Here is a 25,171-nt window from a genome sequence, read left to right as displayed (position 1 = left end):
CAGGTTTCCTGATCCCAGCGACCCACAGCGGAAGAAGGAAAATATTACACACTGTTTTGGGACGATTCGCCTTGTGACGGCTGATCGCGGCTAATCACGACAGTTTAGCTGAAGGGCGATCGCCCCAAATTGGCAAGATTGTCTGGCAGGATTTTCTGACAGGATTTCCTGGCAAGATTTCACAGCATTGAGGGGCAAAGCGTGAGTAAACAATATCACTGGCTGGATCTGGCGGAGTATGCATCGCTGGTGGGCTTGGGCGTGGGTTCCGTCGCCTCTTTCACTACGTCGCAACTGGTCTACACCTCCGCACCCATTTCGCTGCTGGTATTGCTCAACCTGGCTAACCGCAGCCGATTCGAGCAATCCATGCAAAATCAGGTCGGCGTTGCCATCGACGAAATCGAAAAGCGCCTCTCGATGCATGTGGAGTTGCTGAATCAGCAGATTGGGTCGCTGCCCACGCCAGAGATGATGGGCAGTTTGAAAAAGTCCATGCTGGTGAAAAGCCGGGAAGCGTCGGAGGCCTTTGCGGCTGACCTAAAAACCTTGCAGCAAGATCTGCAAATTCGGCTGGATGCGCTGGAAGCGGGCGACTTGGGCAGCGTGCGCGGCGAGGTGCGGCGGCTGCGCGACCAATATAGCCAGCTTTGCGACGACATGGTGCATATCACCGAGCGGCTGCATGACCTGTCGAGTTCTCGCCAGGTTGAGGAGTTGGAAACGGCGATCGCCCAGATTCGCTCCGACACCGCCCATCTGCAAACCAGCCTGCAAGTTTTCAGCGACCAGACGCGCCCGGTGCTGAATACGCTGCAAGAGCAGATCACTCGGCTGAATCGCCAGCTTCAAGCCTTGCCGCCGCCCTTTGATGCCAGCACATTGCGCCAGGAAGTATCCGAACTGATTCGCGTGGTGTCTGATCTGGTGCCCCGGCGCGACTGGACAGCGCTGGTGACCGAGATGCAGTCGCTCTATGAACAGCAAGACGCGCAGGCGCAGGCGGAGGAGCTGCTGCGGCGCAAGGTGCAAGACCTGACCCAACAACTGCGCGACCAGCCCAGCCGCGAAACGCTGCACTCGCTCCAGCAGCAGGTCAATCACCTGAGCCAGCAGGTAGCAAATCTGCCGCCGCCCTTTGACCCCACCTCTTTGCGGCGAGAAATTGCCCGATTGCTGAGAGTGGTGGGCGATCTGGTTCCCCAGCGAGATTTCAGCGGACTTGTGGGACAGGTCAGCGCCTTGCAGCAGCAGCAGGAATTTCAAGCACAGGTCGAGCAAGCGCTGCAAGCGGAACTGCGGATTATCAGCCAGCAGTTGCAGGATTTAATGGCTGGAAATCGTGCAGAGACGGGCGATCGCCCCCTTGCCCTAGCTCCCAGCGCCGACCCGACCGACTCGACCGAAACCGCCGAAGCGCTATTTGAGGCTCAAGTTGAAGCGATGCTGCGGCAAGAGCTACAGCGCATCAGCCAGCAGTTGCGATCGCTCCCCACAGGCGGCACCTTCCAGATGCAGGTTGAGGCAACGGTGTTGGGCGTGCTGCAAGAGCTAAACCAGCACCTCCGCACCTATCCAACGGGGCCGCGCTACGAGTTTGTCCTGGATTTTCGCGGCGGACTACCCGCCGAAGTCGAGGCCGCCACAGCCCTGCATCCCGCGCTGTATGACGAGTTCACGGCGGCGGCGCTGCTCGATGTGCCCAACAGTCGGCTGGTGCTGGAGCAAGCGCTGGATACCACGGGCGATCGCCTGTTGATAACGCTGCCTTGGTCAAGCCAGTGCCCTATCGATCGCCCAATGGTGCGCCGTTTGCACAATTTTCTGTCTCAGGGTCGGCGGCTGGAAATCGGCTGGTGCTACAGCGCTGACCAGGATTTGCCCCGCTTTCTTAGCGCGATGGTGCAGCGATGGCACGCCCCGTCTGAGCAAGCCCGCAGCCTGCAAGAAACGCTGCAAAACCTGCTGGAACTGAAGCGACAGTTTCCCAACCAGTTTCAGTTCAAGATTTTAGGAACGCGGGAAAACTTTCTCGTGTCGGATGACCGCTACGCCGTGCTGGGGCTGGACGAGTCGCTGGTGGACGATCTGGGCATTCCCCGGCTGGAACTCAAACTGCGGACGAGCGACCCCGCCACCGTGCAGCAGTTGACGCAGCGGTTTGAAAACCCAGTGCTGCATCCGACCGATGTGCAATCTCACTGGAATCGAGCCGTGACGCGCTATGAACTGGGCGATAAGCAAGGGGCACTCAGCGATGTGGAGCAAATTTTACGCATTCGCCCCGATCAGGCGCTGGCATGGAATCTGCGTGGGCTGTGTCACGATGAGCTGGGAGAGCAGCAGCAGGCGATCGCCGACTTTAGCACGGCCCTCCAGCTAGACCGCAACCAAATGGATGCCCACTGCAACCGGGGCTATCTGCGCTCAGAGCAGGGCGACCTGATTGGGGCGATCGCCGACTTTACCAACGCCCTGACGATCCAGCCCAACTGCGCCATGATCTACTTTTTCCGGGGGCTGGCCGCGCAAAAATTGGGCGAAATCAAGTCCGCGTTTCGCGATTACGCCGCCGCCATCCAGCTTGCACCCGATGTGCCCACGCCCTACTACTACCGGGGGCTGGCTCGTTCCGGCAACCCCGCTGGGGCGATCGCCGACTTGCAGCAAGCCCTCGAACTCTTCGCCCAGCAGGGCAACGAAACCAACGCCCGCAAGATCTTTAGTCACCTCCAGCGGCTTACCAAAACCCGCAACGGCACCCCACCTGTCTTTGACCCCGATGCAGTGCCCGATGCTGCGCCAGTTCCTGTGGCGATCGCCTTTGAGGAGAACTAAAGACGGGCTATCTCATTCTTGATTTTGGATTTGCGGTTTTGGATTTGCGGTTTTGGATTGCTACAAGCGTCTACGAGGCTATGGCAATCCCGTTCATAGGGCAGATTCATTTTTTGCATGACGCACCCAGAGAGCCGACCTTCAACACAGACCCCAGTCCTCACATCCCCATAATCTCGTAGCCCGCATCCACATATAGCACTTGACCCGTGATGCCCGTAGACAGGTCGCTACACAAAAACGCCGCTGCGTTGCCCACTTCAGTTTGGGTCACTGTGCGGCGCAGGGGAGCGACCGCTTCGACATGGTGAATCATGTCCAAAATGCCGCCCACCGCAGAAGAGGCCAGCGTCCGAATCGGCCCGGCTGAAATCGCGTTCACCCGGATGTTTTGCGGGCCCATCTCTGCCGCCAGATATTTCACGTTCATTTCCAGCGCGGCCTTGGCAATGCCCATGACGTTGTAGTTGGGCACGACGCGCACGCCGCCCAGATAGGTCAGCGTCACCACTGCGCCGCCCTCGGTCATCAGCGGCTTGGCGGCGCGGCAAAGCTGCACCAGCGAGTAGGCGCTCACGTCCAGCGCCAGGTTAAAGCCCTCACGGGACACGTTGCTGAAGTCGCCGCTGAGATCGTCGCGATTGGCAAAGGCGAGGCAGTGGATCAGCACATCCAGCCGCCCCCACTTTTCGCGCACGGTGGCAAACGCCGCCTCGACTTGCTCATCATTTTGCACATCGCAGGGCACAAACAGGCTGGGCTGGAGCGGCTCAACCAATTCCGCCACTTTCTTCTCTAGCTTGCCTTTGTCGTCGGGCAGGTAAGTGATGCCCAGGTTTGCCCCGGCTTTATGGAGCTGTTGGGCGATGCCCCAGGCAATTGAGCGATTGTTGGCAATGCCCGTGACGAGTGCATTTTTTCCGGCGAGGTCAAGCATGGGTAACGGCATCCAAATTTCGAGGGCAATTCACAAAATACTCAAAAATGGGGCAGGAAGGATAGAGGAAGGTGGGCCGAGGAGAAGGCAAAGGGTTTGGGGGGTGAGCGGGGAAAATTTTTTCCTAAATTGTATCTCTTAGATACAATTGCGATATGCTGTCTGGAACGCAGGATTGAGGGCGATCGCCCAGTTTCCAGAATAGAGTCTGGGTTCTCTCAGTCGGGTCTACCGATAGAGCAAACGCAGAAATTGGTATCGAAACGATCATTCTTCCTATGGAAGCGTGTTTTTAGATACAAAAAGCGGCCCCAAACTTAGTTTAAGTGTTCTAAGACTGCATTTATCCTGGTTTTTCGCCTCTTGGGCAAAATCTGGGTTTTGCTTTCATCTTTTGTTTCAGTCATGTCTCGGTCATATTTCGGTCATATTCGCTCCCTGAGGGCGCTGGGAATCGGACGGTATGGTTGCCTCACATGAAAAGCCTTTAGCAGATGTGTTTCGCCAATTGAGCGGCGGCGCGTTTCCGCCGATGGTAGAAACCTTTGACCGGGGAAAGACGATTTTCTTTCCGGGCGATCCGGCTGAGCGGGTTTATTTCTTGCTCAAGGGCGCAGTAAAGCTGTCGCGAGTCTATGAGGCAGGCGAAGAAATCACCGTGGCGCTGCTAAGAGAGAATAGCGTGTTTGGCGTGCTGTCGCTGATTACGGGGCAAAAGGCAGACCGATTTTATCATTCTGTCGCGTTTACGCCAGTGGAGCTACTGTCAGTGCCGATTGAGCAGGTCGAAAAGGCGCTAAAGGAAAATCCCGACCTGTCGATGCTGATGCTGAAGGGGCTGTCGTCTCGGATTTTGCAAACCGAAATGATGATTGAAACGTTGGCCCACCGAGACATGGGGTCACGTTTGGTCAGCTTTTTGCTAATTTTGTGCCGCGATTTTGGGGTTCCTACGTCCGAGGGCATCACGATCGACCTGAAGCTGTCTCACCAGGCGATCGCCGAGGCGATTGGTTCGACCCGCGTCACAGTGACGCGACTGCTGGGCGACCTGCGCCAGGATCGAATGATCTCTATTCACAAGAAGAAGATCACGGTTTATAACCCAGTGGCGCTGAGTCAGCAGTTTACTTAGGGATTGGGAATTCGGGTCAGGTCTGAGGGAAGGTGCCCAGCTTTGGGGCACTTGTGAAAACAGAAATCGGGGTGACGGTTCACCGGATGGGGCAATCATTCGGCCGAGGGCCGACCTGTATGAGCATTTTTGCGGTGTTGCGGTATCCGGGCAACTGCGAGCTACGCCGTTCAAAGGCACAATTGCAGTATGGTGTAGCTGAGTGTGAGTTTTATCGGCGATGACCACCGGGCTGGTCTTGATTGCGGCAATTTTGGTGCTGGGGGCTGTGGTGGCCACGGTGGGCGATCGCCTTGGGATGAAGGTGGGCAAAGCTCGCCTCAGCCTGTTTGGCCTGCGCCCCCGTCAAACTGCCACGCTGATCACCGTGATGACGGGGATTCTCATCTCGGCGATGACCTTTGGCATTTTGTTCGCGGTCGATGACCAACTGCGAACGGGCGTGTTTGAGCTAGAAGACGTGCAGCAGGAGCGAGACGCAGCGCTGGCAGAACTCAACCAAGCGCAGCAGCAAACCGCCGAAGTGCAGCGACAGCGCGATCGCGCTGAACGAGAACAACAAGCCGCTCAGCGCCGCCTGCGCCGCACCAACGAGTCGCTGCAAGCGGCGATCGCCCAGGAAACCCGCACCCGCGAGGAATTGCAAAGCACCCAGTCGCAGTTGAGCCAGGTCGCTGCCAACTATCAGCAGGCACAGACATTGCTCACGGACGTATCACAGCAGGCCACCCAGCTTCGTGCCGAAATTCAGCAACTCCAGGCCGATCGCCAGCGGCAGCTTGCCCAGCGCGACCGAGACGTGGCCGAGCGCGATCGCCAGATTGCCGAACGCACCGCCCAAATCCGCGAAAAAGAATTGCAACTGGATGACCTGGAAGCCCAGCGTAGCGCCCTGCTGGCAGAAGTGCAAACCCTGGAGCGCGAATTTCAAGGGCTGCGCCAGGGTAGCGTGGCGGTGCTGAGAAACCAGCCCATGGCCTCCGGCGTGGTGCGCGTGATCACCCCGGAGGCTGCTCCCAGCGCTGTCAATCGCCTCCTACTAGAGGCAAACCGCTTCGCCAGCCAGCGCATTCAACCGGGCACGGTGAATGTAGACAAGCAGGTGATTCAAATTACCAACGCCCAGGTGGAGCAATTGATCAATCAAATCCAGGACGGCAAAGATTATGTCGTGCGGATTTTGTCGGCAGGCAATTACATCATCGGCGAACCCTGCGTCTTGGCGGGCGAGGCTTGCATCCAGGTTTATGTCAACGCTGCGCCCAATCAAGTGGTGTTTCGAGAGGGCGATCTGGTGGTCACGATTGCGCTCGATCCCACCCGGATGCGAGATGAAGAATTGGTGGAGCGTGTCAATCTCCTGATTGCCAATGCTCAGTTTCGCTCGCGACAGGCTGGGGTGCTGGGCGATGTGCTGCAAATTGCGGACGGACAGACCGAGGCTGTGGTTAGGTTATTGCAAGATATTCGAGCCTACGGTCGCCCGGTAGAACTCCATGCGATCGCCTCTGAAACTATTTTCACCGCTGGGCCGGTTCGGCTCGACCTGGCCGCCGTGCAAAATGGGCGGGTTCTGTTCAGCACGGACAGCAGAGTCAACACCACACCACCCCCGCAGCGATCGCCCTTCGCGCCAACGAACTAAACCGTCCTGCTGCCGTTTGCCTTTCACCCCTGCCGTTTACCCATGTCCTATTCCACTTCTGCACCTGAAGCTCTGGGGCAGCCCGTCATTCTGGGGTTCGATCCGGGTCGGCAAAAGTGTGGGCTGGCTGTGATGGGGGTCGATCGCAACCTGTTTATGCATCAAGTCGTCGCAGCAGAGCGGGCGATCGCCACAATTCAGGCGCTCCGCCAGCAATACCCGATTTCGCTGCTGGTCATGGGCGATCAAACCAGCGCCCGCCAGTGGAAACAATCGCTCAGCGAAGCCTTCATCGACCCAATCCGCGTGGTCATGGTTGATGAACGCTACTCGACGCTGGAAGCCCGCGATCGCTACTGGCAAATGTATCCACCCAAGGGACTCCAGCGCTTGTTGCCCCAGGGAATGAGAACGCCGCCACGCCCCATCGACGATATTGTGGCAATCTTGCTGATTGAGCGCTACCTCGATCGCTTGTCTGAGCCAGTTTAGACGCGGCCAGGCCAGGCTTCAAATTTCTGCCCGAATGGTAAACGAATAGTCGCCCCCCAGTTCTAGCTGATAGTCGCTGCGTTCCAAAAATCGCTCTAGCGGGTCTTTGATCAGCGCTCGCCCCAGGGACGGCTGCACAATCAGTTGCCCCTGCCGAAAGCACCACTGAAACTGCCACTCGTAGGCATTCGCCCGCACTTCACCCTCAATTTTGCCCTGCTGCCAGGATTGATGGGTAATCCGAACGTAAGCGGTGGTTTCAGGAAGGCGCTTGCTCATCGAAGAAGAAAGGGGTCAAATGCTTTCCACTATAGGCACGGGGTCGGCGCAAGTTCAAGGGCGATCGCCATCAACCTCGGAAAACATTCTCAGAAAACATTCTCAGAAAACATTCTCAGAAAACATTGACGATTCCACTCCCCACCAAAATCGCCCAAAAAGAAAGCCGCACAAACCCAATCGCGTAGGGTTCGTGCAGCATTTTTAGTGAATTCGCGTCGTCAACCTCTAACGAGAGAGACGAAAGACTTGACGAACGATGAAAGGGCGGGCACGAACGGGCGATCGCCCCTTACACCACAAAATCGCAGGAGCTAAGCTGGCTCACGGCGATTCCTTCCAAAACCGCCAGCGTATTGAAGGACTTACCTGCTTGCTTGCCATTCCTATCAATTTGAACCAGCGTATTTCCCTCACGTTCGATCAACCGAACAAACGTGTTGAGCCGCTGATAGTTGCTGCGTCCTGCAACCTGGAAAGGAGCGCGGGCGAAGATGCGCCGCAGGTCAATCACGTCAACCCCTGGCTGATAGTTCTGAATCAAATCCGTTCCGTGATTGACCCGGCGATAAACAAACATATCGCGGTCTGGACCACCGATGAGCGTGTCATTCCCTGCACCGCCAACAATCGTGTTCTTGCCGCCGCCGCCATTGATCACGTCATCGCCCCGCCCGCCCAGCAGGAAATCTCGCCGTGGGCCACCCGTCAGGATGTCATTACCCTGTTGACCCCGGAGGATGTTCTGCCGCTGACGCACCTGCAATACATCATTCCCCCCACCACCAAACATCTCAAAACCGCCACCGGGTCTATAGCCTGCCCGATTGAACTTGCGGGCCCTTGCAGGAGAACCTGCGGCCGCGGCTCGCCAACTGCGTGGCTGTCCCGGCTGTGTAGACACCAGTTCTACCGTCAGCGTGTTGGGCCCACTCGTTAAGGTCATCGGCTGCAAACGACGCTGCCCTCTGGGGGTGAGGAAGGGGACAGGCGTACCGTTTCGGCATCTCAGCGGAATCGCCGAATTACCCGTTTGCCCATCCCCCACAATCACATCACCAGGGAGCGTCCCTGGACCACCGGGGCCACCACCATTACCGCCACCATTGCCGCCGCCACCGTTGCCGCCGCCATTGCCGCCGCCACCGTTGCCGCCGCCACCGTTGCCGCCGCCACCGTTGCCGCCGCCACCAGGATCGATGATGGGGCCACCGCCACCACCACCAATCAGGCTGCCGTCTAGCCCTTGCTTGAAGTCGAGGAAGTTTTCGGCGACAGTATTATCCACGAAGGTGTAATCAACCCTCTGTCCCGAAACCAGCGAATTATAGAAGTTCGCCAGGAAGGTGGGGTCTTGGGCAAAGAACCAGCCTGTGTCTAGCTCTTCATTGGCAAAGCCAAAGTTAGGGCGGGGAGAGCTAATTGGATTTCCCAGCCCGTCTGTGGTGATGGTTTCGACATCGCTCCAGTTGCCGATGTCGAAACCGTTAAGCAGGAGTCGGTTTTGGTTAAAGTCAAAGTCTGAGGGCGCGTTATCCCCGTCGAACAGAGTAACGCGCACCGCAACCCGACTTAGCCCGCCGCCAAGCGTATTGATAAAGGTGGGGGTTAGCCCAGTCTGGGTGCCAATGAGTTGCTGGCTAGTGGTAACTGTACCTTCGTACAGATCAGACGCAGCAAGCTGTGCAACAAGGCGCTGACCATTGACACCAACAAGGTCGAGAACGATACCACCAATGATGGTGACACCGCTGGGCAGAGCACCGCCTGCGGGAGAAACATTAGGATCGATTGCCATGAAATTTTAAACCCTGGTAACAAAAAACAAACGTTGATAGAGCATGACTCAAATGCTGAGGTCAATCTCAGAGGGAACGATGTCTGTTGCGTTTGACCCGTGGGGGCACGACACCAGACATTGGGCAAACAGCAAATTCGGCATGAGCGTGGTTTTCGCGAACTTGCTCTGGTTTTCTAATGCTGCTTTTCGATCGTGAATCGCCAGTAGATTGCCTGATTTTTTGAAAATGCGAAACTGAAAATGCGAGAGAGGAGCGCTTAATCCTCTGTTTTTTCGTAACCTGCGTCTATTACAGGCTTTTGAAACAACTCGAACAGTTTATATTGCCAGTACCCGGTCATAATAGAGCTATGTCCGTATATTCTAGGAGACTTTGTTCTTTTTTCTTTACATTTCAGCTTGATTTCGGCATAAATTGCGAGTTTTGGCAGAGGTATCCCAACTAGAGACTCTCTCTCTAGGAAATTTAGAGAAGGGCTGAAATGCCTGATTTGCGGGCGTTCTCTGTGGATGTATGTGGAAATTCTTCGAGCTACGCTGAATGATTGACAGGCTTGATAGGCTAGGAAAATGTGAAGAACTCAGCCTATTCAGCTATTCGTCAACCGTAATTTGCCTGATGTGTGGATCTGGAACTGGGGGGGCGATCGCCCTTAGAACCTCTCTGCCGAAAGTCTCCAACATTTTTCCTTTTGCTGCTGTAAGCCTGCGGCGATCGCCTCTACCGCCACGCCGTTGCTTCCTGCCCCCGGTTTCTGGTTCATTGGAGTATTCGGAATATTCGGAATAGTTATTCGGCTAGGTTTGCATTGGATTCTCGGTCTGGCTATTGGCGACTGTTGCCCTACCTCAAACCCCACTGGGGAACTGTGGTGCGGGCGTTTTGCTGCACGCTCATCTTTACGGCGGCCTGGCCGCTGCTGGCATGGCTGGCGGGGCGGCTGCTGCGCTTTTTGGTGGCGGGGGATGTGCGATCGCTGGCGCAGATGGCGGGCATTGTGGCGGGCGTGTTTCTGGTGCAAAAAATCGCCCAGTACGGTCAGGATGCGCTGATGGCCAAGGCTGCCTTGGCGATCGCCCTCGACCTCCGTACCCGCACCTACGCCCACCTGCAAACCCTCAGCCTCGGCTATTTTGAACGGGCCCAAACAGGCGACCTGTCCTATCGCCTCACAGAAGACATCGACCGCATCGGCGAAGTGGTCAACAAAGTGTTTCACGACTTTACGCCCTGCATCTTGCAGCTCATTTTTGTCTTCGGCTATATGGTCTATCTCAACTGGCAGTTGACCCTGGCCAGCCTGGTAATGGTGCCGCTGATGGGGCTGCTGATTAGCTGGTTTGGCGATCGCATGTTGAAGATTTCGCGCCGCAGCCAGAACCTTGTCTCTGACCTGTCCTCGCTCCTCACCGAAGTCTTTAGCGGCATCCGCCTAGTGCGGGCTTTTGCTGCTGAGGATTACGAAATTCGCCGCTTTGCCCGCGAAGCCGAGCGCAATCGCCGAGCAAAATATGCCGCCGCCTGGCTCAAGGCAGTGCAGTATCCCGTGGTGGGCTTTATGTATGCGGTCAGCGTGCTGCTGCTGCTGCTGCTGGGGGGCTGGCAAATTTCGCGGGGCAACCTGACGGGCGAACAGTTTGGCAGCTACGTGTTTGCCGTGGCAATGCTGGTAGACCCGATCGCCCACCTAACGGATAATTACAACGAGTTCAAGCAGGGGCAAGCCTCGGTCGATCGCATTTTTGAACTGCTGGACGTGGAACCCGCCGTCCATGAAGCCCCAAATGCCCTCGTGCTGCCGCCTGTCACAGGCAAAGTGGAATACCGCAACGTCAGCTTTGCCTATCCCCCGTCAGGGGTTGGGAACCAGGATTCTGCTTCCGCTCCATCACCCGTCCTCCACCAACTCAGCCTACTGGCCTTCCCTGGCGAGGCGATCGCCCTAGTCGGCCCCTCCGGCGCAGGCAAGACGACGCTGGTGAACCTATTGCCACGCTTTTATGACCCGCAGCAGGGGCAAATTTTGATCGACGGCGTGGATATCCGCACCGTAACGCTATATAGCCTGCGGCGGCAAATCGGCATCGTCCCCCAGGAAACGGTGCTGTTTTCTGGCACAATCGCCCAAAACATCGCCTTTGGACAAACAGACTATGACCAGAAAGCGGTGGTCGAAGCCGCAAAAATCGCCAACGCCCACGCCTTTATCTCACAATTTCCCGATGGCTATGATTCGTGGGTGGGTGAGCGCGGCGTAAACCTATCGGGTGGGCAGCGCCAGCGAATTGCGATCGCCCGGGCCGTGCTGCTCAACCCGCGCATTCTGATCTTGGACGAAGCCACCTCTGCCCTCGATTCCGAATCCGAAGCCCTGGTGCAGGAGGCGCTAGAGCGACTGATGCAGGGGCGCACCGTGTTCATCATTGCCCATCGGCTGGCCACCGTGCGCCGCGCCGACCGCATCCTCGTGCTAGAACAGGGGCGCGTGGTGGAATCTGGCACGCATACAGAACTCTTGGCCCAAGATGGACGCTATGCCCAGTTCTATGCCCAGCAGTTTGCGTAGTGTGCATAGCAGTTTGCATCATCAGCTTAATAGTTCGCTGAAGGGTTCGTATGCTTTAGCAGCCTGCCTGTCATCTGAACAAGCCATGCAAAAAACCTGCGAGCCACAATCCTGCTGTCTAAATCTTCTGGCTGAATACTAAAAGTAGAGAACCGTCCAAAATTTGGGAATGCTATGCCCAGCAACGCGCAATGTCCGTAAATATTCGCCCAGAGATTTACCTAAGATTTATGGGTCAAAGCTAAAAGTTTTCGTAACTATCCTTTGATTTCCAACCCTGGAAACCCATAATTTAGGTTGGGGTTGTGTGACCGGGCTGGGACTATATGCGTAGCTGACCACCAAACACCTGATAGTTAACTACGACGCATCAGGGTTTTCCGCTGTTGATGGATGGATTTGCATGGGACACGTATTGCAGATTGGGAATCGGTCGGTCACATCGGAAGAATTGCCGTCGCTGCTGGCAGGCTATCAAATGCTGCCGCAGTTGGTGCAGGAAGTGTTGATTGATGAGGCGATCGCCCCCATCACCTGCGCCGAAGAAGAACTCATCGGGGCCCGCGACCAGTTCTACGCCCAGCACCAGATCGTAGACGAAGCCACCCGTCAGCAATGGCTGAACCGGCACGGCATGACCCTGGCTCAGCTCGATGCCCTGGCCACGCGATCGCTCCGCATCGAGAAGTTCAAAGAAGCCACCTGGGGAGCCAAGCTCGAATCCTACTTCCTGGAGCGCAAGAGCAAGCTAGATAAAGTCATCTACTCGCTCATCCGCACCCAGGACATGGGCATCGCTCAAGAAATCTACTTCCGCGTCATGGAAGGCGAACAGAGCTTCGCCGAACTCGCCCGCACCTATTCTCAGGGACCGGAAGCCCAGACCGACGGGCTGATTGGCCCAGTGGAGCTAAGCGTGCCCCATCCCCAACTGGCGCATATGCTCTCCATTAGCCAGCCGGGGCAACTCTGGCCGCCCCACCGCATCGGCGAGTGGATTGTGATCATTCGTCTGGAAAAATTCATCCCTGCCCAGATGGACGAGCAAATGCGCCGTCGCCTGCTCAACGAGTCGTTTAATCAGTGGCTCCAGCAGCAGTTGGATGAAGTGTCGCTGAGTCCTCTGGCGGATGCGCTACCGACAGTGCCGCTTGCTGCCGAATCTCTGCCCACCGCCGAACCCAGCGAGCCTTCTGCGGCAGACGCATCCTCCCAGCCGCCAGCCTCCTCGTCAACTGCCCCACCCACCGAGCCACCTACCAAGCCCGGAGCGCCCAAGCCGCCCTCTGGTGCAGCAGGCGGACAAGGCAACGGCGGACATCCCCCCGCTGCCCAACCCCAGCTCGTGCCGACCTCGATTTTGCTGAGTGTGCCCGATCCGAAAGCCGTAAAGCCAACCACGTTATCGTCTTCCCCGCCTGCCGCCCCCACCGTTGCCCCCGCTGTTGCCCCCATTGTTGAATCATGACGTTTACCCAAAACCTCCCCAGAGAAACGGTTCAAGAATTTCTGGCAACGGTCTTTCCGTTTACCCAGCTTTCCAACACAGCCCTGGCTCGCCTGCTCGAACAGGTTCAGCCGTTCCGCTACAAGATGGGGCAGGCAATTTTGGTGCGCGAAAAAATGCCCGCCCAGGTGACGATTTTGTACGAAGGGCAGGCGCGATCGCTCGGCTATGACCCCCGCACCGATAAGCCCACCACGCTAGGGCTGCTGCAACCGGGCGCAGTTTTGGGGGCCGTCAGCCTGATGCGCCGCGTGGCCTGCGAAACGGCGATCGCCTCCGAGGAATCCATCTGCCTGACGCTGCCAGCCCGCGTCTTCCTCGACCTGCTAGAAAAAGAGCCAGCCGTCGCCAGCGCCCTGTCTGCTCAGGCTGCGCCGATTGAGGTGTTTGATCTGCTGGGGGAAGAACTGTCGCGCCAGGCCGACGGCACGCTGGATCTGAAGGATTTGACCCACGCAGGGCTATCTCAGGCAGAGGTGCGCCGCATTCCGCCGGGAACCTTTGCCACGCACTCGCTCCAGCGCGATCGCCTGTGGCTGGTCAGCAGCGGCGAAATCACGGGCTATCCTGTCGGCAGTCGGCTCAATTTGGGGCTACTCGACGAAATCGAGGTGGCGGGCGAGAAACCCGCGCGGCTGGTTAGCTTTCCGCTATCTCTGTTCCGCCGTTCTGCCCCAGAAGACCCGCAAAACACTAGTCGGGCAGACGCAGCGCTTGGAGCGCTCGATATTCCCTACGCGCCGGAGCGCCCAGAAGAACTGGAACCCGTCATCATCGACAGCAAGGGCAAAGCCAAGGAATACCCCATCGTGCGCGGGCGGGGGCAGCTAGAGGCGACGATGGCCTGCTTCCAGATGCTCTGTCAGCATTTAAATCTGCCGTTCCGACGAGACGTGGTGCGCCGCATTTTGGTGAACCAGATGGAGCGCACGGGCGGGCTGCCGCTGGATCTGTGCGGGGCGATCGCCGAATTCATGGGCCTCAGCGCCCAGTTGGTCACCGTGCCGGCCCAATCCGTCGGTCGCCTGGAAGCCCCCGCAATGGTGCGCTGGCAAGATCGCCCCGTGCTGCTCTACAGCGTCAGCGAACGGGAAATGGTGATCGCCGATCCAGAACTGGGGCTGCTGCGCCGCAAGCCGTCAGAATTTGCCGCCACTTGGGGCGAACAGGGCGACGTGCTGCTGCTGCGGGCCACCAAGCAAACGCCACAAAAGCGCTTTAACCTGAGTTGGTTTTTGCCCTCGGTGACGAAATATCGCGGCGTGCTGCTGCTGGTGTTTCTCGCTTCCTTCTTTGTGCAGCTTTTTGCCCTGGCCAACCCGCTGATGATCCAGGTGATCATCGACAAAGTGATCGTGCAAAACAGCCCCGACACGCTGCAAGTGCTGGGCATTTTGCTGCTGCTCCTGGCGTTTTTTGAGGCGCTGCTGGGGGCGCTGCGAACCTACCTGTTCGTAGACACCACCAACCGCATCGACATGACGCTGGGGTCGCAAATTATCGACCACCTGCTGCGGCTGCCGCTGCGGTATTTCGAGAAGCGTCCTGTGGGCGAACTCTCCACCCGCATTGGCGAACTGGAAAATATCCGCTCCTTTATGACGGGCACAGCGCTGACCGTCGTGCTGGATGCCTTCTTCTCCGTCGTCTACATCGTCGTCATGCTGTTCTATAGCCCGCTGCTGACGCTGGTGGCGCTGGCGACGATTCCTTTCTTCATTGCGCTGGCGGTGGTCTTCTCGCCGATTATCCGCAACCAATTGCGGGTCAAGGCAGAACGCAACGCCGAAACCCAGTCCTATCTGGTGGAAGTGCTGGGCGGCATTCAGACTGTGAAAGCGCAGAATATGGAACTGCGATCGCGCTGGCAGTGGCAACAGCGCTACGCCCGCTACGTCAGCGCCGGATTCAATACGGTGCAAACCTCCACCTTTGCAGGCTCTCTTAGCAACTTCTTGAATCAGCTTTCGGGCTTGCTGGTTCTCTGGGTGGGCGCGTATCTGGTGCTAAAGCAGGAGCTTAGCCTAGGGCAACTGATTGCCTTCCGCATCATCGCGGGCTACGTGACCAGTCCCCTGTTGCGCCTGGCTCAGCTCTGGCAAAACTTCCAGGAAGTGGGTCTGTCGATTGAGCGCCTTAGCGACATCGTAGACTCTGCCCCTGAAGCTGACGAACTGGATCGGTTAAACATTCCCATGCCGCCGATTCAGGGCGAAGTCGCCTACGAAAACGTATCCTTCCGCTTTGGAACCACCGGCCCGCTCCAACTCAGCAATATCAACCTGGAATTTGCCCCCGGCTCCTTCGTCGGTATTGTGGGCCAGAGTGGTTCCGGCAAGAGTACCCTGATGAAATTGTTGCCTCGCCTCTACGACCTGGAATCGGGGCGCATCCTAATTGACGGCTACGACATTACCAAGGTGGAACTCTATTCGCTGCGACAGCAAATCGGCATTGTGCCCCAAGACACGCTGCTGTTTGACGGCACGGTGCAGGAAAACATTGCGCTGAATGCTCCCGATGCCTCTGCTGAGGAAATTATCGAAGCGGCCAAAGTCGCCGCTGCCCATGAGTTCATCATGGGTCTGCCCAACGGCTATAACACCCGCGTTGGGGAACGGGGTGCGTCGCTCTCTGGGGGTCAGCGCCAGCGAATTGCGATCGCCCGCACGGTCATGCAGAATCCGCGCCTGCTAATCATGGACGAAGCCACCAGCGCCCTCGACTACGACTCCGAGCGTCGCGTCTGTATGAACCTGGCGGAGCATTTTCGCGGCCGCACCGTCTTCTTTATCACCCACCGCCTCAGCACGATCCGCCACGCCGACCTGATTCTTATGATGGATCAAGGCTCGGTTGTGGAGCAGGGCACCCACGAAGACCTGATGGCCATGCGTGGTCGCTACTATTGCCTCTATCAGCAGCAGGAAGCGCAGCTTTAGAGATAGCCAGTTCCCAACTTCCGGCTTGCGCTCCTGCACCCAACCCCTTCTCCCCTTTCCCCCCACCCCATGACTCAGACCTCCCCCAGACACAACGGAAACGGAGCCGCCAACGGCTCTCCAAAGACCCCGATTCAGCCGGAGGAGACGGAACTGGTGCTGGTATCCCCGGACGAAGAAACGGGAACCCAGTTGCCGTCGCAAAAGCAGGTGCGAGCCCAAGCGTTTGACCAGCCCGTGATCTTGCAGCAAACCTCGCTGTGGTCAAAGCTAGTAGTGAGCGGCATCATCGGCGTAACGTCGGCAGTGCTGCTGTGGGCGGCCGTGGCGCGGATTGAGGAAGCGGTGCCGGCGACGGGCAAGCTAGAACCGGGCGATCGCGTCCAGGAGATTCAGGCTCCCGTAGGTGGCGTGGTCGAAGAAATCTTGGTAGAAGAGGGCGAACGAGTCCAAAAAGGGCAGGTGCTGATCCGCTTTGACCCAACAGCCGCCGCGGCCCAGCGCAGGTCACTAGAGCAGGTGCGCGATTCCTACCTAGCCGAAAATCAGTTCTATCGCAGCGCCCTCAGCGGCATTTCTCTGGAGCCATCCAACCAGCCCCAGAGCATTCCCCCCGAAATGCGGGCGCTGCTGACCAACCGTGCTGCCCTTGCCTCGGAGACAGCGCTCTTTCGGGCACAGGTTTATGGGGGAGACGGCAGCTTTTCCGACGAAGAGCGGATTCGCCTGTCGGCAAACCAGCTTGAGGCACAGTCCCGCGCCGCCGCCGCCCAGCTTGAAGTGGCCCAGCTCCAGCAGCAGCTGATCCAAACCCAGGAGCAGCTTTCCACGGCCCGCCAAACGCTGGCCATCGACGAAGGCATTTTGCGCGATATCGAGCCGCTTGCAGAACAGGGCGCACTGTCACGGATTCAAATGCTGCGGCAGCGGCAACAAATGATGGATCGCAGGGCAGAGGTGAATCGGCTGACGCTAGAACAGCAGCGGTTGAGTTTAGCGGTGGATCAGGCTCGTCAGCGCCTTTCCAACACCGTCGCAACCACCAGCACCGACCTGCTAGCCCGGGTTGCCGACAACGAAAAGCGGATTGCGGATATTGACAGCCAGATTAACCGGGCGATCGTAGACAATGAGCGTCGCATTGCTGAAATTAACAGCCAGCTTAGCCAAACCGAACTCACGTTGAAATATCAGGAACTCCGCGCCCCAATCGATGGCGTGGTGTTTGACCTAAAGGCAAAGGGCATTGGCTTTGTGGCTAATACGAGCGAACCGATTCTGAAAGTCGTGCCCACAGATAACCTCCTGGCTGAGGTTTACATCACCAACAAAGACATTGGTTTTGTCAGCGAAGGGCTGCCTGTAGACGTGCGAATCGACTCCTTCCCCTTCAGCGAATTTGGCGACATCAAGGGAGAAGTGGTGAATATTGGCGAAGATGCGCTGCCCCCAGACCAGATTTATCCCTTCTATCGGTTTCCGGCCAAGATTCGGCTGGATAGCCAGACTTTGAAGGTGAATGGCAGAGAAATTCCGCTCCAGTCGGGGATGGCGGTGACGGCTAACATCATTACGCGCGATCGCACGGTGTTGAGCATCTTTACCGACCTGTTCTCGCGCCGCATCGAGAGCATTAAGACCGTTCGTTAAGACCGCCACGGCAAGCGGAACCGAAATTTGGGCGATCGCAGTTTTGGCTCATTCAAGTTTCGGTAGTGCTGCCACAGCGCCCAGTAAGGACACCCCGGCCGCAGCCGAAAGCCAGCCCAGTGGAGGTATTGCAGCGGCTGATTCAGGTTCGGGTCGAACAGTCGCCAATCCCGCTGGCGAAACTTGCTGCCGGCCCAGCTTCCCGGTGCGCCGCCGGGCCGATGCACCAGGTTAAACCGATTGGGAATTTGCTTTAGCACTAGATAATTAATAATCGGCTGATCGGACGTTTTTTGGCTAAAGTCGAAATAATCAGGATGAGCCGCGCATTCTGCCAAGATAGCCTCCAAGTCTGAGGCAGAAATCAACTCGGTTTTGCTACCCCAAAAGCCACAGTTAAAGATTTCTGCCAGGACGCTTTCGTTAAATCCTGGAGCCTCCAGAATTGCTGAGGTAAACACATTTTGAATGCCGCCGCGATGCTGATAGTCGCAGCAGATAAAGTCGTAAGTCTGCAAATACTCTAAAACCGCAATAATGCGTTCAAACACCACAATGTCGGTGTCAATGTAGAGAAAGCGACCGGGTTTTCCAAACCAGGCCGCCTGTTTGCGAAACTGCTGTGGTCGCGCAAAAAAGTCGCTACCAAAGGTTTCCTCCACCGTCGCATCTAGCCACTCCAAAACAGTGAGATCGGGAAACAGTGACACTCCAAAGCGATCGCCCAAAACCGCCGCCGCCTCTTTATATTTATCGTTGTAGGGAATCAGCACAATGGGCGTTTCGGTGTCATAAAGTCGAATGCTGTTGAGCAGGGCGATCGCCTGATCCAACACGCGATCATTCCCCAAAATGTAAATCCGACTTTGACTCCGATCCTCAGGTTTATTCATCCACCCAACGGGATAAGATATTTACTTTTTACCGCCTAAAATCCAGAGCCTAAAGCCCAAACAATCTAGAACCTAGACGCAGCTTTTTCAATATTCGTTGCACACCCCCAGGTGTTTTTAAAACCCTCTGATCACGAAGTGTTAGATGCTTTTCCGGTTCATGTAAATAGCGATAGTGCAGGAAGGTTTCTCGGTAGGGGAAATCAACATTTCTGCCGCTACAAAGTTGATTGAACAGATCGGCAGACAGCCCAATGTAATGCAAATAGGTCAGCGGATATCCGCGATCGTAAACCCGACCTCCTTGCTCAACAAAATGGCTAGAGGTGACAGAATTTCCCGTCGCCTGTTCAGCAGGTAAATGCAATGCCAGGTTATGAATTGAAAACGATGCACCTTCGCGCTGAGCGAGTCGCATGGCCATGTAGTTCAAAACGGATTGATTGGGCGCATTGGGATAGAGAACTTCTGCCTCGCCTGCAGCAAGGTGCTGCAAGAGCCAGTCGCGCTGTTCTGCCGAAAATGCACCCCGTCTACCCGCAAAGCACCCTGCACAAAAGATAGCGCGATGAATCTCATCAGGGCTAAATACTTCTGGCAATTTTGAGGCAGTCACATCAAAAATGTGTGACGGATCTTTGTGCTGAAAGTCGTAGGTGACGAGCGAATGGGAATCGAGCGCTGCAAAGAAGATTTGGGGTGAATTGAGCAGCAGCGTATCGGCATCTAAATAAAGAAATCGGTCAAATGGCGCACGCGCATCAAACGCGGCGTAGCGTCGGTTGGAGGTGAGTCGATAGACATCAGCAATTCCTTTTTTGCGCCAGGTGGCGATCGCCGTTGGGTGTGCTTGCCATACCTGCCGCGAAAACGCCTCCCACGGGGCAAACAGCGCCGGATCATCCAGCAACCTTACTTGGGGACGAGGGGCGATCGCCGCCTGCACCTTTGCCAGCCGGTCATCGTAGGCAATCACCGCTACAGGCATCTCGCGCCCCGCATGAACCTCAATGCTGTTCAGCAGCGCCACCAATTGGTTGCACACGACATCATTCGCCAGCGTATAAATGCCGTCCATTCAGCCCCTTGATATCAGTTCTCCTAAGCGGAGCGACGAATGAAATGACTGGAAGCCCCACAGATGCTTGACTGGCACTCCAAAACCGCAAACCCAAAATCGAGAATCGATATTCTCTCTACGCCCGAATCCCCAACGCTTCTGCCCTCACTGCCAGCCAGTTTAACAAGTTCAGCTCATGCAGAATAATTTGACGCGCCTCGGCGATCGCCTCCTTTGCGGCGTACCAGGCTTCCGGCGTAGCGGTGATGTCGCGGATGTAGGCAATGCCGCGCTCATCCAGGCTGGGCAGCCGCAAAAAACTGCCGGGGGGCAGCAGCCGATCCGCTGCGCTACCACCGTAGTAAATCGGCAAGCTCCAGGCCAGCAGGGCATCCCACAGCTTCTCGCTGACATACCACTCGTTGTCAGCAAAGTTTTCAATCGCCAGGTTGTAGGTGTAAGGGGCGATCGCGTGCCATTTATCCGCCACCGGGCCAAACGTGCGGGTCTGCCCCCGGTTCACCTGTGCCCAGTCTGGCAAGCCCCGCCCGTATAGGTCAAAGGGCACGTCGCTGGCTTGCAACAGTCGCAAAAAATCCAACCGCTGACGATGGTTTGCGGTGCGGTCGATGCCCGACGTAATCCAGCTACAGGGGCAGAGCTTTTCAGGCGGCGGCGCGGCTTGCAAATAGTCGAACGGCTGCGACACGTACCAGATGGCGGGCATGGGTTCCGACACGGGTGCAAAGTCATCGGGCCCAGACACCACTCCGCACCACTGCTGCGCCCGTCGGTAGGTGTCGATTCGCGCCTGTCGCTTTTCAGCAAAGGGTGGCTCTCGATAAGAGAACAGGATTTTTTCGGGTGGGAGCGATCGCACTCTCTGCTGAAATTCTCTAATCTGCCCTGCATTGCTGGACTCCGCCTTCCGCCAAGGCCAGCGAAATCTTCCTGCTGGTGCAGCGTCGTCAGCCGCGTCGCGGGGAAAGTCGTGGAAGTTATACAGCAGCAGCCCGTCGGGATGGGGGCAATTCGCCAGCACCTGAATCCCCTTCCACTGCCCAAAGGGGTGCGAACTCTGCCGCCAAAGCCAGTCCCACGGCGGCGGACTAAGGTCGGCATAGCTGCTGATCATGCCAATGGTGACACTGCCCATAGAAATCAACCCCTTTGGGGTGTCCAGAGAATTACTGTGCTGTGACACAGCGCGTCAAATTGTACGGCAGGGTCGGGCGTGCCATCCGCTTCAGGGCGACTCATACTCTGCTCCATACATATGCTCCATACATAGGTGTTGCTTATATCACATATAAGAGTTAAGTATGTTTTCAATTCAAGACCACCCCATTTTGAGGAAGATAGAGTGGAATCGAGGAACTCCATAGGGATTCCCCACCGTCAGGCAAAACAGAAGTGGAGCGATCCCTACAGAAAATCTTTTCTAGAGAATCGCTTCTAATGGGTTCCTTGACGGTTTTTCATGTTGATTTTTCCATTTTTGCTAGAGTGTTTGATTTTGGATCATGTTGCAGCAAACTGAAAATTTTATCTCTCGCGATCTCCAGTCCACGCTAGACCAGATCGCCTCCGGTGCCAAAGACCGCAAAGATGAAATCGTAGATCTGCTCAGTAGCGAACAGCCCAAAAAGAGCCGTCAGATTGATGCAGTCTTTGACCGCTGTATCTGGTGGGAAGGCTGCTACTATTGCCGGGACGAGCAGGGGCAATGGCAGCGCGTCAAGTGCTTCATGTAGAAGGCGCTGACATAAAAGGTGCGGATACGCCTCACGCAGTTCAGCTATCGGGGGCAACGTTTGATCCGTCAGGGCGCTATCGATACACGCTGTGGCGCGTGTGGGACTTCGCCGCTCCTCGCACGGCGTTTGTCATGCTCAATCCCAGCACGGCCGATGCCGAGCGCAACGACCCGACGATTCGCCGCTGCATTGGGTTGGCAAAAGCCTGGGGCTATGGCGGGCTGGAGGTGGTGAATCTGTTTGCTTATCGGGCAACGCAGCCCCAAGACCTGAAGCGGGTGGATGATCCGATTGGGGAGGCGGGCGATCGCCCCCTCATCGCCGCTGCCGAACAAGCAGACCAGATTATCCTTGCCTGGGGAAACGGGGGGGCACTCTATCAGCGCGATCGCGCTGTGCTGGCATTGCTGTCGGGCTATCCGCTTCACTGCCTGGGTCTTACCCAGCGACAGCAGCCCCGCCACCCGCTCTACGTACCCAGCGGAACCGTCCCCATCCGCTATTCGCCACCCAGCGAATGTATCCAAGACTGACGTAGCAGGCTCGTGACTGGCAATCCAAAATCACAAATCCAAAATCGCAAATCCAAAATCGACAGGACTTATGCACTTGCGATAGGCTCTATTGGATTTTGGACGATTTCTCGCGGGCGCAGCCCGCGAGAAATCGTCCAACTGCGTAAGTCCTATCCAAAATCGACATGGGCAAACCAGCAACCCAGCAATGCTGTTACGAACTGCGTGGATTCTGCTGAATTCCTGTGGACTTGCTTGTAGAACAGGGAAAGGTAGAGTAAATCCGCCCTCTTCCTAAAGCGCCTCCCCTATGCCCTTGCTCTACTATCTCCCCGACGAGCGCTGCGTCGAAATCGAGGAAACCGACACTATCCTCGCCTCCTCGCTCTATGCAGGCATTCCGCATATTCATGTGTGCGGCGGCAGTGCCCGCTGCTCCACTTGTCGAGTGTGGGTGCTGGAAGGTCTGGAATACTGTTCCCCGCGCAACGATGCCGAAGATGGTCTGGCCAAGCGCCTTTGTTTTGACCCGAAGATGCGCCTGGCCTGCCAAACCCAAGTCCTGGGCGAGAGCAAGGTCACGGTGCGGCGACTGGTGGTGGATGCCGAAGACATGTCGCTGGTCGAGCAGCAGCTAAGCGGGCAGCGCAGCGCGATTGGCGAGGAGCAAATGCTAGCGGTTCTATTTGCGGACTTGCGGGGCTTTACCTCCTTTGCAGAAGTGTTGCCCGCCTACGACGTGATTTACGTGCTGAACCGCTATTTCAGCCGCATGGGGCAAATCATCGAACGCTATGGCGGCATCATCAATAATTACATGGGCGATGGATTCATGGCGCTATTTGGCTGGAACTGTCCCGATCGCCCGGTGGAGCGAGCCGTCCGCGCCGCGTTAGACATGCAAACCGCAATGGACGCATTTAACGCCTACCTGGAAACGCTCTATCAGCGCCAGCTCAAAATTGGCATTGGTATTCACTACGGCTCGGTGGTGGTGGGTGCGGTGGGCGCGTCTCCCAAGAGCCAGCAAATGACCGCCATTGGCGACACGGTGAATCTGGCCAGCCGGATTGAAGCCGCCAACAAAGCGGTGGGGACTAGTCTCCTCGTTTCCGAGGCAGTCTATCAGCAGGTGCAGCCGCTGGTCAGCTTGGGTCGCCAGTGCGATATGTCGCTCCCTGGCAAGAGCGGCGAATATCGACTGTACGAAGTGATTGACATTGTGCCCGATGCAACCGGGGCGATCGCCCTCCTTGCCCAATCCTGCAAACCCCAAAAGCCCTCCCGCTTCCGACGTGTATGGGCCTGGCTGTGTCAGCTAGGGAGACGGATGATCGGCGTGGGAGAATAAGATGAAGAGACTGTAATGAGCCAGCCACTCCTCTGATAGCGATCGCCTTCCTCTGGGTACTTTGGGTGTAAGAGCGTGAACCCTGGAGAATGGCGATTTGGCGATCGCATACGACCTACAACAACCCGTGCAAAACAAATCCCCGGTAGAGCGAAACAAGTTGCGGCTGATGGTGGTAGACGACGAAGCCGACAACCTGGATCTGCTCTACCGCACGTTTCGGCGCGACTTTCAGGTGTTTCGAGCAGACAGCGCCCTGGATGCGCTCAATCTGCTGGAGCAGGTGGGTGAAATGGGCATCATTATTTCCGACCAGCGGATGCCCAAGATGAACGGCACCGAGTTTCTCAGCCATGTCGCCCGCCAGTTTCCCGATACGATTCGGATTCTACTAACGGGCTACACTGATGTCGAAGATTTGGTAAACGCGATTAACGCGGGCAAGGTCTTCAAATACATCACCAAGCCCTGGAACCCAGAAGACCTGATGACCGTGGTGCAGCAGGCCGCCGATACCTATCGCGTAGTCAAACAACGCACCAACGAGCTGCATCGCGCCCTGCGGCGGGAGTCCATTTTCAATAAAGTTTCCACGGCAACCCGCGAATCGCTGGATTACCAGAGCATGATGCAGCGGATCGCAGAGGTGCTGGGGCAAACCTTTGGGGCAACCTGCGTGCTGCATCCAGTGGAGCGAGATTCAGACGGCGTGCTAACGGGCGACGGCAACGCCTATCGCCTGCTGCCCGACCTATTCAGCTTCAGCTCTAACTCCAGCGAGGAGATTAGTCCATTGCTCCTGCCCAATGATGCGCTGCTGGCCGCTTTGCAGAGCCGTCGGGTGCAGCTTTCGGAATCAGACGAGCAAGAGACCCGGCTGGCGCTGCCGCTGATCTATCAGCAGGAATTGTTGGCGATCGCCAGCCTCCACCGCCAGGGACAGGCGATCGCCTGGTCAGAAGAAGACCTCGACCTGATCCAAGAAGTCGCAGAACGGGTGGCCCTGGCTATTTCCCAGGCCAAGCTGTATCAGCGAATCCAGCGGCAAACCGAGCAAATGCAGGCAGAACTGGCCGTTGCTCGTCAAATCCAGACCAACCTGCTGCGCCAGAGCTTGCCCGAACTGAACACTGCCAAGATTCAGGCTTGTTGCCATCCGGCGCGGGAGGTGGGCGGCGACTTTTTCGAGGTTTACGAGCATCCCCAGGGCGACCTCTGGCTGGGCGTGGGAGACGTGTCGGGCAAGGGCGTTCCGGCAGCTCTGTTTATGGCCAGCGCCATTTCGGTGCTGCGGCGCGAAATTTATCAGGAAAACCCGCCCGATCCGGCTCAGGTCATGCAGAACCTGAACCGCAGCCTGATGGATGATCTGGTGAGTAACAACTGCTTTATCACGATGGCGCTGGCCCGCTACAGCCCCGCCACGCAAGAATTGGTGTATGCCAATGCAGGGCACATCTACCCAATGGTTTGGTCAGCTAACCAGCCATCTGCCGAACCGATTTATCTGAAAGAGCGGGGGGTGCCGCTGGGCATCTTGCCCGTGTGGAAGGCGATCGCCGGCCGGCTGACGCTGAAGCCGGGTGATTTGCTGCTGCTCACCAGCGACGGCATCACTGAAGCCAACCTTGCTCATCCACATGCCGCTGGCAACAGCCTGATGCTCGGCCAGCGGGGCCTTTGGGAACTGCTAAAGCAGCAGCCTCAACCACTCAATCTATCTAAGTTGCTTTCCTGCATACAGTCACAAAGCCATGCCCAGGAAGATGATCAAACCGTACTCTCGCTGGAGGTCCTGTAGC

18 protein-coding genes are annotated in these 25,171 nt (G+C 56.9%); 12 read left to right on the top strand and 6 right to left on the bottom strand.

Annotated elements, in window-relative coordinates; genetic code table 11:
- The first annotated feature begins 201 nt into the window (after positions 1-201).
- Entirely contained in the window at positions 202-2,838 is a 2,637-nt protein-coding gene (locus tag IGS16_RS16840; protein ID WP_297087371.1) for a tetratricopeptide repeat protein, read from the top strand.
- A gap of 160 nt (positions 2,839-2,998) precedes the next feature.
- On the opposite strand, the gene fabI is transcribed toward IGS16_RS16840, so the two are convergent.
- Positions 2,999-3,775, bottom strand: a complete 777-nt coding sequence (gene fabI, locus IGS16_RS16835; RefSeq protein WP_297087369.1) for an enoyl-ACP reductase FabI — start codon at positions 3,773-3,775, stop codon at positions 2,999-3,001.
- Between the two features lie 463 nt (positions 3,776-4,238).
- On the opposite strand from fabI, the gene ntcA reads away from it, so the two are divergent.
- The 3 genes from ntcA (at position 4,239) to IGS16_RS16820 (ending at position 7,047) form a co-directional block, all read left to right on the top strand.
- Complete coding sequence (gene ntcA, locus IGS16_RS16830; protein ID WP_172353241.1) at positions 4,239-4,910, top strand: global nitrogen regulator NtcA; 672 nt, start codon at positions 4,239-4,241, stop codon at positions 4,908-4,910.
- Between the two features lie 220 nt (positions 4,911-5,130).
- Positions 5,131-6,555 carry a DUF3084 domain-containing protein gene (locus IGS16_RS16825; RefSeq protein WP_297087367.1) on the top strand — a complete coding sequence of 475 codons (1,425 nt, stop codon included), beginning with the start codon at positions 5,131-5,133 and terminating at the stop codon, positions 6,553-6,555.
- A gap of 42 nt (positions 6,556-6,597) precedes the next feature.
- A complete protein-coding gene (locus IGS16_RS16820; RefSeq protein ID WP_297087365.1) occupies positions 6,598-7,047 on the top strand; it encodes a pre-16S rRNA-processing nuclease YqgF in 450 nt (149 codons plus the stop codon).
- A gap of 18 nt (positions 7,048-7,065) precedes the next feature.
- Here IGS16_RS16820 and IGS16_RS16815 read toward each other — a convergent pair whose 3' ends face one another.
- Positions 7,066-7,326 (bottom strand): DUF3146 family protein, encoded by a 261-nt coding sequence (locus IGS16_RS16815; protein WP_068508581.1) that lies wholly within the window; start codon positions 7,324-7,326, stop codon positions 7,066-7,068.
- Between the two features lie 292 nt (positions 7,327-7,618).
- Positions 7,619-9,124 (bottom strand): hypothetical protein, encoded by a 1,506-nt coding sequence (locus tag IGS16_RS16810; RefSeq protein WP_297087363.1) that lies wholly within the window; start codon positions 9,122-9,124, stop codon positions 7,619-7,621.
- An 812-nt stretch (positions 9,125-9,936) separates the two neighbouring features.
- Between IGS16_RS16810 and IGS16_RS16805 the strand changes: the two genes are divergently transcribed.
- The 4 genes from IGS16_RS16805 to IGS16_RS16790 all read left to right on the top strand — a co-directional run bounded on the left by IGS16_RS16805 (position 9,937) and on the right by IGS16_RS16790 (position 17,793).
- Positions 9,937-11,694 carry an ABC transporter ATP-binding protein gene (locus IGS16_RS16805; RefSeq protein WP_297087361.1) on the top strand — a complete coding sequence of 586 codons (1,758 nt, stop codon included), beginning with the start codon at positions 9,937-9,939 and terminating at the stop codon, positions 11,692-11,694.
- A gap of 403 nt (positions 11,695-12,097) precedes the next feature.
- Positions 12,098-13,162 carry a peptidylprolyl isomerase gene (locus tag IGS16_RS16800; RefSeq protein ID WP_297087359.1) on the top strand — a complete coding sequence of 355 codons (1,065 nt, stop codon included), beginning with the start codon at positions 12,098-12,100 and terminating at the stop codon, positions 13,160-13,162.
- Complete coding sequence (locus IGS16_RS16795; protein ID WP_297087357.1) at positions 13,159-16,143, top strand: type I secretion system permease/ATPase; 2,985 nt, start codon at positions 13,159-13,161, stop codon at positions 16,141-16,143. The genes IGS16_RS16800 and IGS16_RS16795 overlap by 4 nt, the downstream gene beginning before the upstream one ends.
- A gap of 69 nt (positions 16,144-16,212) precedes the next feature.
- Complete coding sequence (locus IGS16_RS16790; RefSeq protein ID WP_297087355.1) at positions 16,213-17,793, top strand: HlyD family efflux transporter periplasmic adaptor subunit; 1,581 nt, start codon at positions 16,213-16,215, stop codon at positions 17,791-17,793.
- On the opposite strand, the gene IGS16_RS16785 is transcribed toward IGS16_RS16790, so the two are convergent.
- The 3 genes from IGS16_RS16785 to IGS16_RS16775 all read right to left on the bottom strand — a co-directional run bounded on the left by IGS16_RS16785 (position 17,790) and on the right by IGS16_RS16775 (position 20,902).
- Positions 17,790-18,686, bottom strand: coding sequence for an Npun_R2821/Npun_R2822 family protein (locus IGS16_RS16785; protein ID WP_367185808.1), 897 nt, complete (start codon positions 18,684-18,686; stop codon positions 17,790-17,792). The genes IGS16_RS16790 and IGS16_RS16785 overlap by 4 nt on opposite strands.
- 49 nt (positions 18,687-18,735) lie before the next feature.
- Positions 18,736-19,764, bottom strand: coding sequence for an Npun_R2821/Npun_R2822 family protein (locus IGS16_RS16780; protein WP_297087351.1), 1,029 nt, complete (start codon positions 19,762-19,764; stop codon positions 18,736-18,738).
- 118 nt (positions 19,765-19,882) lie between these two features.
- The gene (locus IGS16_RS16775) at positions 19,883-20,902 is read right to left on the bottom strand and encodes a glycosyltransferase family 10 (RefSeq protein WP_297087350.1); all 1,020 of its coding nucleotides are present in this window, start codon (positions 20,900-20,902) and stop codon (positions 19,883-19,885) included.
- Between the two features lie 367 nt (positions 20,903-21,269).
- Between IGS16_RS16775 and IGS16_RS16770 the strand changes: the two genes are divergently transcribed.
- From IGS16_RS16770 to IGS16_RS16755, 4 genes are all read left to right on the top strand, one after another.
- Positions 21,270-21,500 carry a hypothetical protein gene (locus IGS16_RS16770; RefSeq protein WP_297087348.1) on the top strand — a complete coding sequence of 77 codons (231 nt, stop codon included), beginning with the start codon at positions 21,270-21,272 and terminating at the stop codon, positions 21,498-21,500.
- The gene (locus IGS16_RS16765; RefSeq protein ID WP_297087346.1) at positions 21,473-22,036 is read left to right on the top strand and encodes a DUF1643 domain-containing protein; all 564 of its coding nucleotides are present in this window, start codon (positions 21,473-21,475) and stop codon (positions 22,034-22,036) included. Before IGS16_RS16770 ends, IGS16_RS16765 begins: the two co-directional genes overlap by 28 nt.
- Positions 22,037-22,328: 292 nt before the next feature.
- Positions 22,329-23,369 carry an adenylate/guanylate cyclase domain-containing protein gene (locus IGS16_RS16760; protein WP_297087344.1) on the top strand — a complete coding sequence of 347 codons (1,041 nt, stop codon included), beginning with the start codon at positions 22,329-22,331 and terminating at the stop codon, positions 23,367-23,369.
- Between the two features lie 169 nt (positions 23,370-23,538).
- Positions 23,539-25,170, top strand: coding sequence for a SpoIIE family protein phosphatase (locus IGS16_RS16755; protein ID WP_297087691.1), 1,632 nt, complete (start codon positions 23,539-23,541; stop codon positions 25,168-25,170).
- The last annotated feature ends 1 nt before the right edge of the window (position 25,171 follow it).

The organism is Thermoleptolyngbya sp. C42_A2020_037, from assembly GCF_015272455.1.
Lineage (GTDB): Bacteria > Cyanobacteriota > Cyanobacteriia > Elainellales > Elainellaceae > Thermoleptolyngbya.
This window is presented reverse-complemented; position numbering and strand designations above follow the sequence as displayed.

Bases quoted from the DNA above. Each gene is read 5' to 3' on its own strand.
- fabI (WP_297087369.1), bottom strand. From the start codon at position 3,775: ATGCTTGACCTCGCCGGAAAAAATGCACTCGTCACGGGCATTGCCAAC.
- ntcA (WP_172353241.1), top strand. From the start codon at position 4,239: ATGGTTGCCTCACATGAAAAGCCTTTAGCAGATGTGTTTCGCCAATTG.
- IGS16_RS16825 (WP_297087367.1), top strand. From the start codon at position 5,131: ATGACCACCGGGCTGGTCTTGATTGCGGCAATTTTGGTGCTGGGGGCT.
- IGS16_RS16820 (WP_297087365.1), top strand. From the start codon at position 6,598: ATGTCCTATTCCACTTCTGCACCTGAAGCTCTGGGGCAGCCCGTCATT.
- IGS16_RS16815 (WP_068508581.1), bottom strand. From the start codon at position 7,326: ATGAGCAAGCGCCTTCCTGAAACCACCGCTTACGTTCGGATTACCCAT.
- IGS16_RS16810 (WP_297087363.1), bottom strand. From the start codon at position 9,124: ATGGCAATCGATCCTAATGTTTCTCCCGCAGGCGGTGCTCTGCCCAGC.
- IGS16_RS16800 (WP_297087359.1), top strand. From the start codon at position 12,098: ATGGGACACGTATTGCAGATTGGGAATCGGTCGGTCACATCGGAAGAA.
- IGS16_RS16795 (WP_297087357.1), top strand. From the start codon at position 13,159: ATGACGTTTACCCAAAACCTCCCCAGAGAAACGGTTCAAGAATTTCTG.
- IGS16_RS16790 (WP_297087355.1), top strand. From the start codon at position 16,213: ATGACTCAGACCTCCCCCAGACACAACGGAAACGGAGCCGCCAACGGC.
- IGS16_RS16785 (WP_367185808.1), bottom strand. From the start codon at position 18,686: ATGAATAAACCTGAGGATCGGAGTCAAAGTCGGATTTACATTTTGGGG.
- IGS16_RS16780 (WP_297087351.1), bottom strand. From the start codon at position 19,764: ATGGACGGCATTTATACGCTGGCGAATGATGTCGTGTGCAACCAATTG.
- IGS16_RS16775 (WP_297087350.1), bottom strand. From the start codon at position 20,902: ATGGGCAGTGTCACCATTGGCATGATCAGCAGCTATGCCGACCTTAGT.
- IGS16_RS16770 (WP_297087348.1), top strand. From the start codon at position 21,270: ATGTTGCAGCAAACTGAAAATTTTATCTCTCGCGATCTCCAGTCCACG.
- IGS16_RS16765 (WP_297087346.1), top strand. From the start codon at position 21,473: ATGGCAGCGCGTCAAGTGCTTCATGTAGAAGGCGCTGACATAAAAGGT.
- IGS16_RS16760 (WP_297087344.1), top strand. From the start codon at position 22,329: ATGCCCTTGCTCTACTATCTCCCCGACGAGCGCTGCGTCGAAATCGAG.
- IGS16_RS16755 (WP_297087691.1), top strand. From the start codon at position 23,539: ATGGTGGTAGACGACGAAGCCGACAACCTGGATCTGCTCTACCGCACG.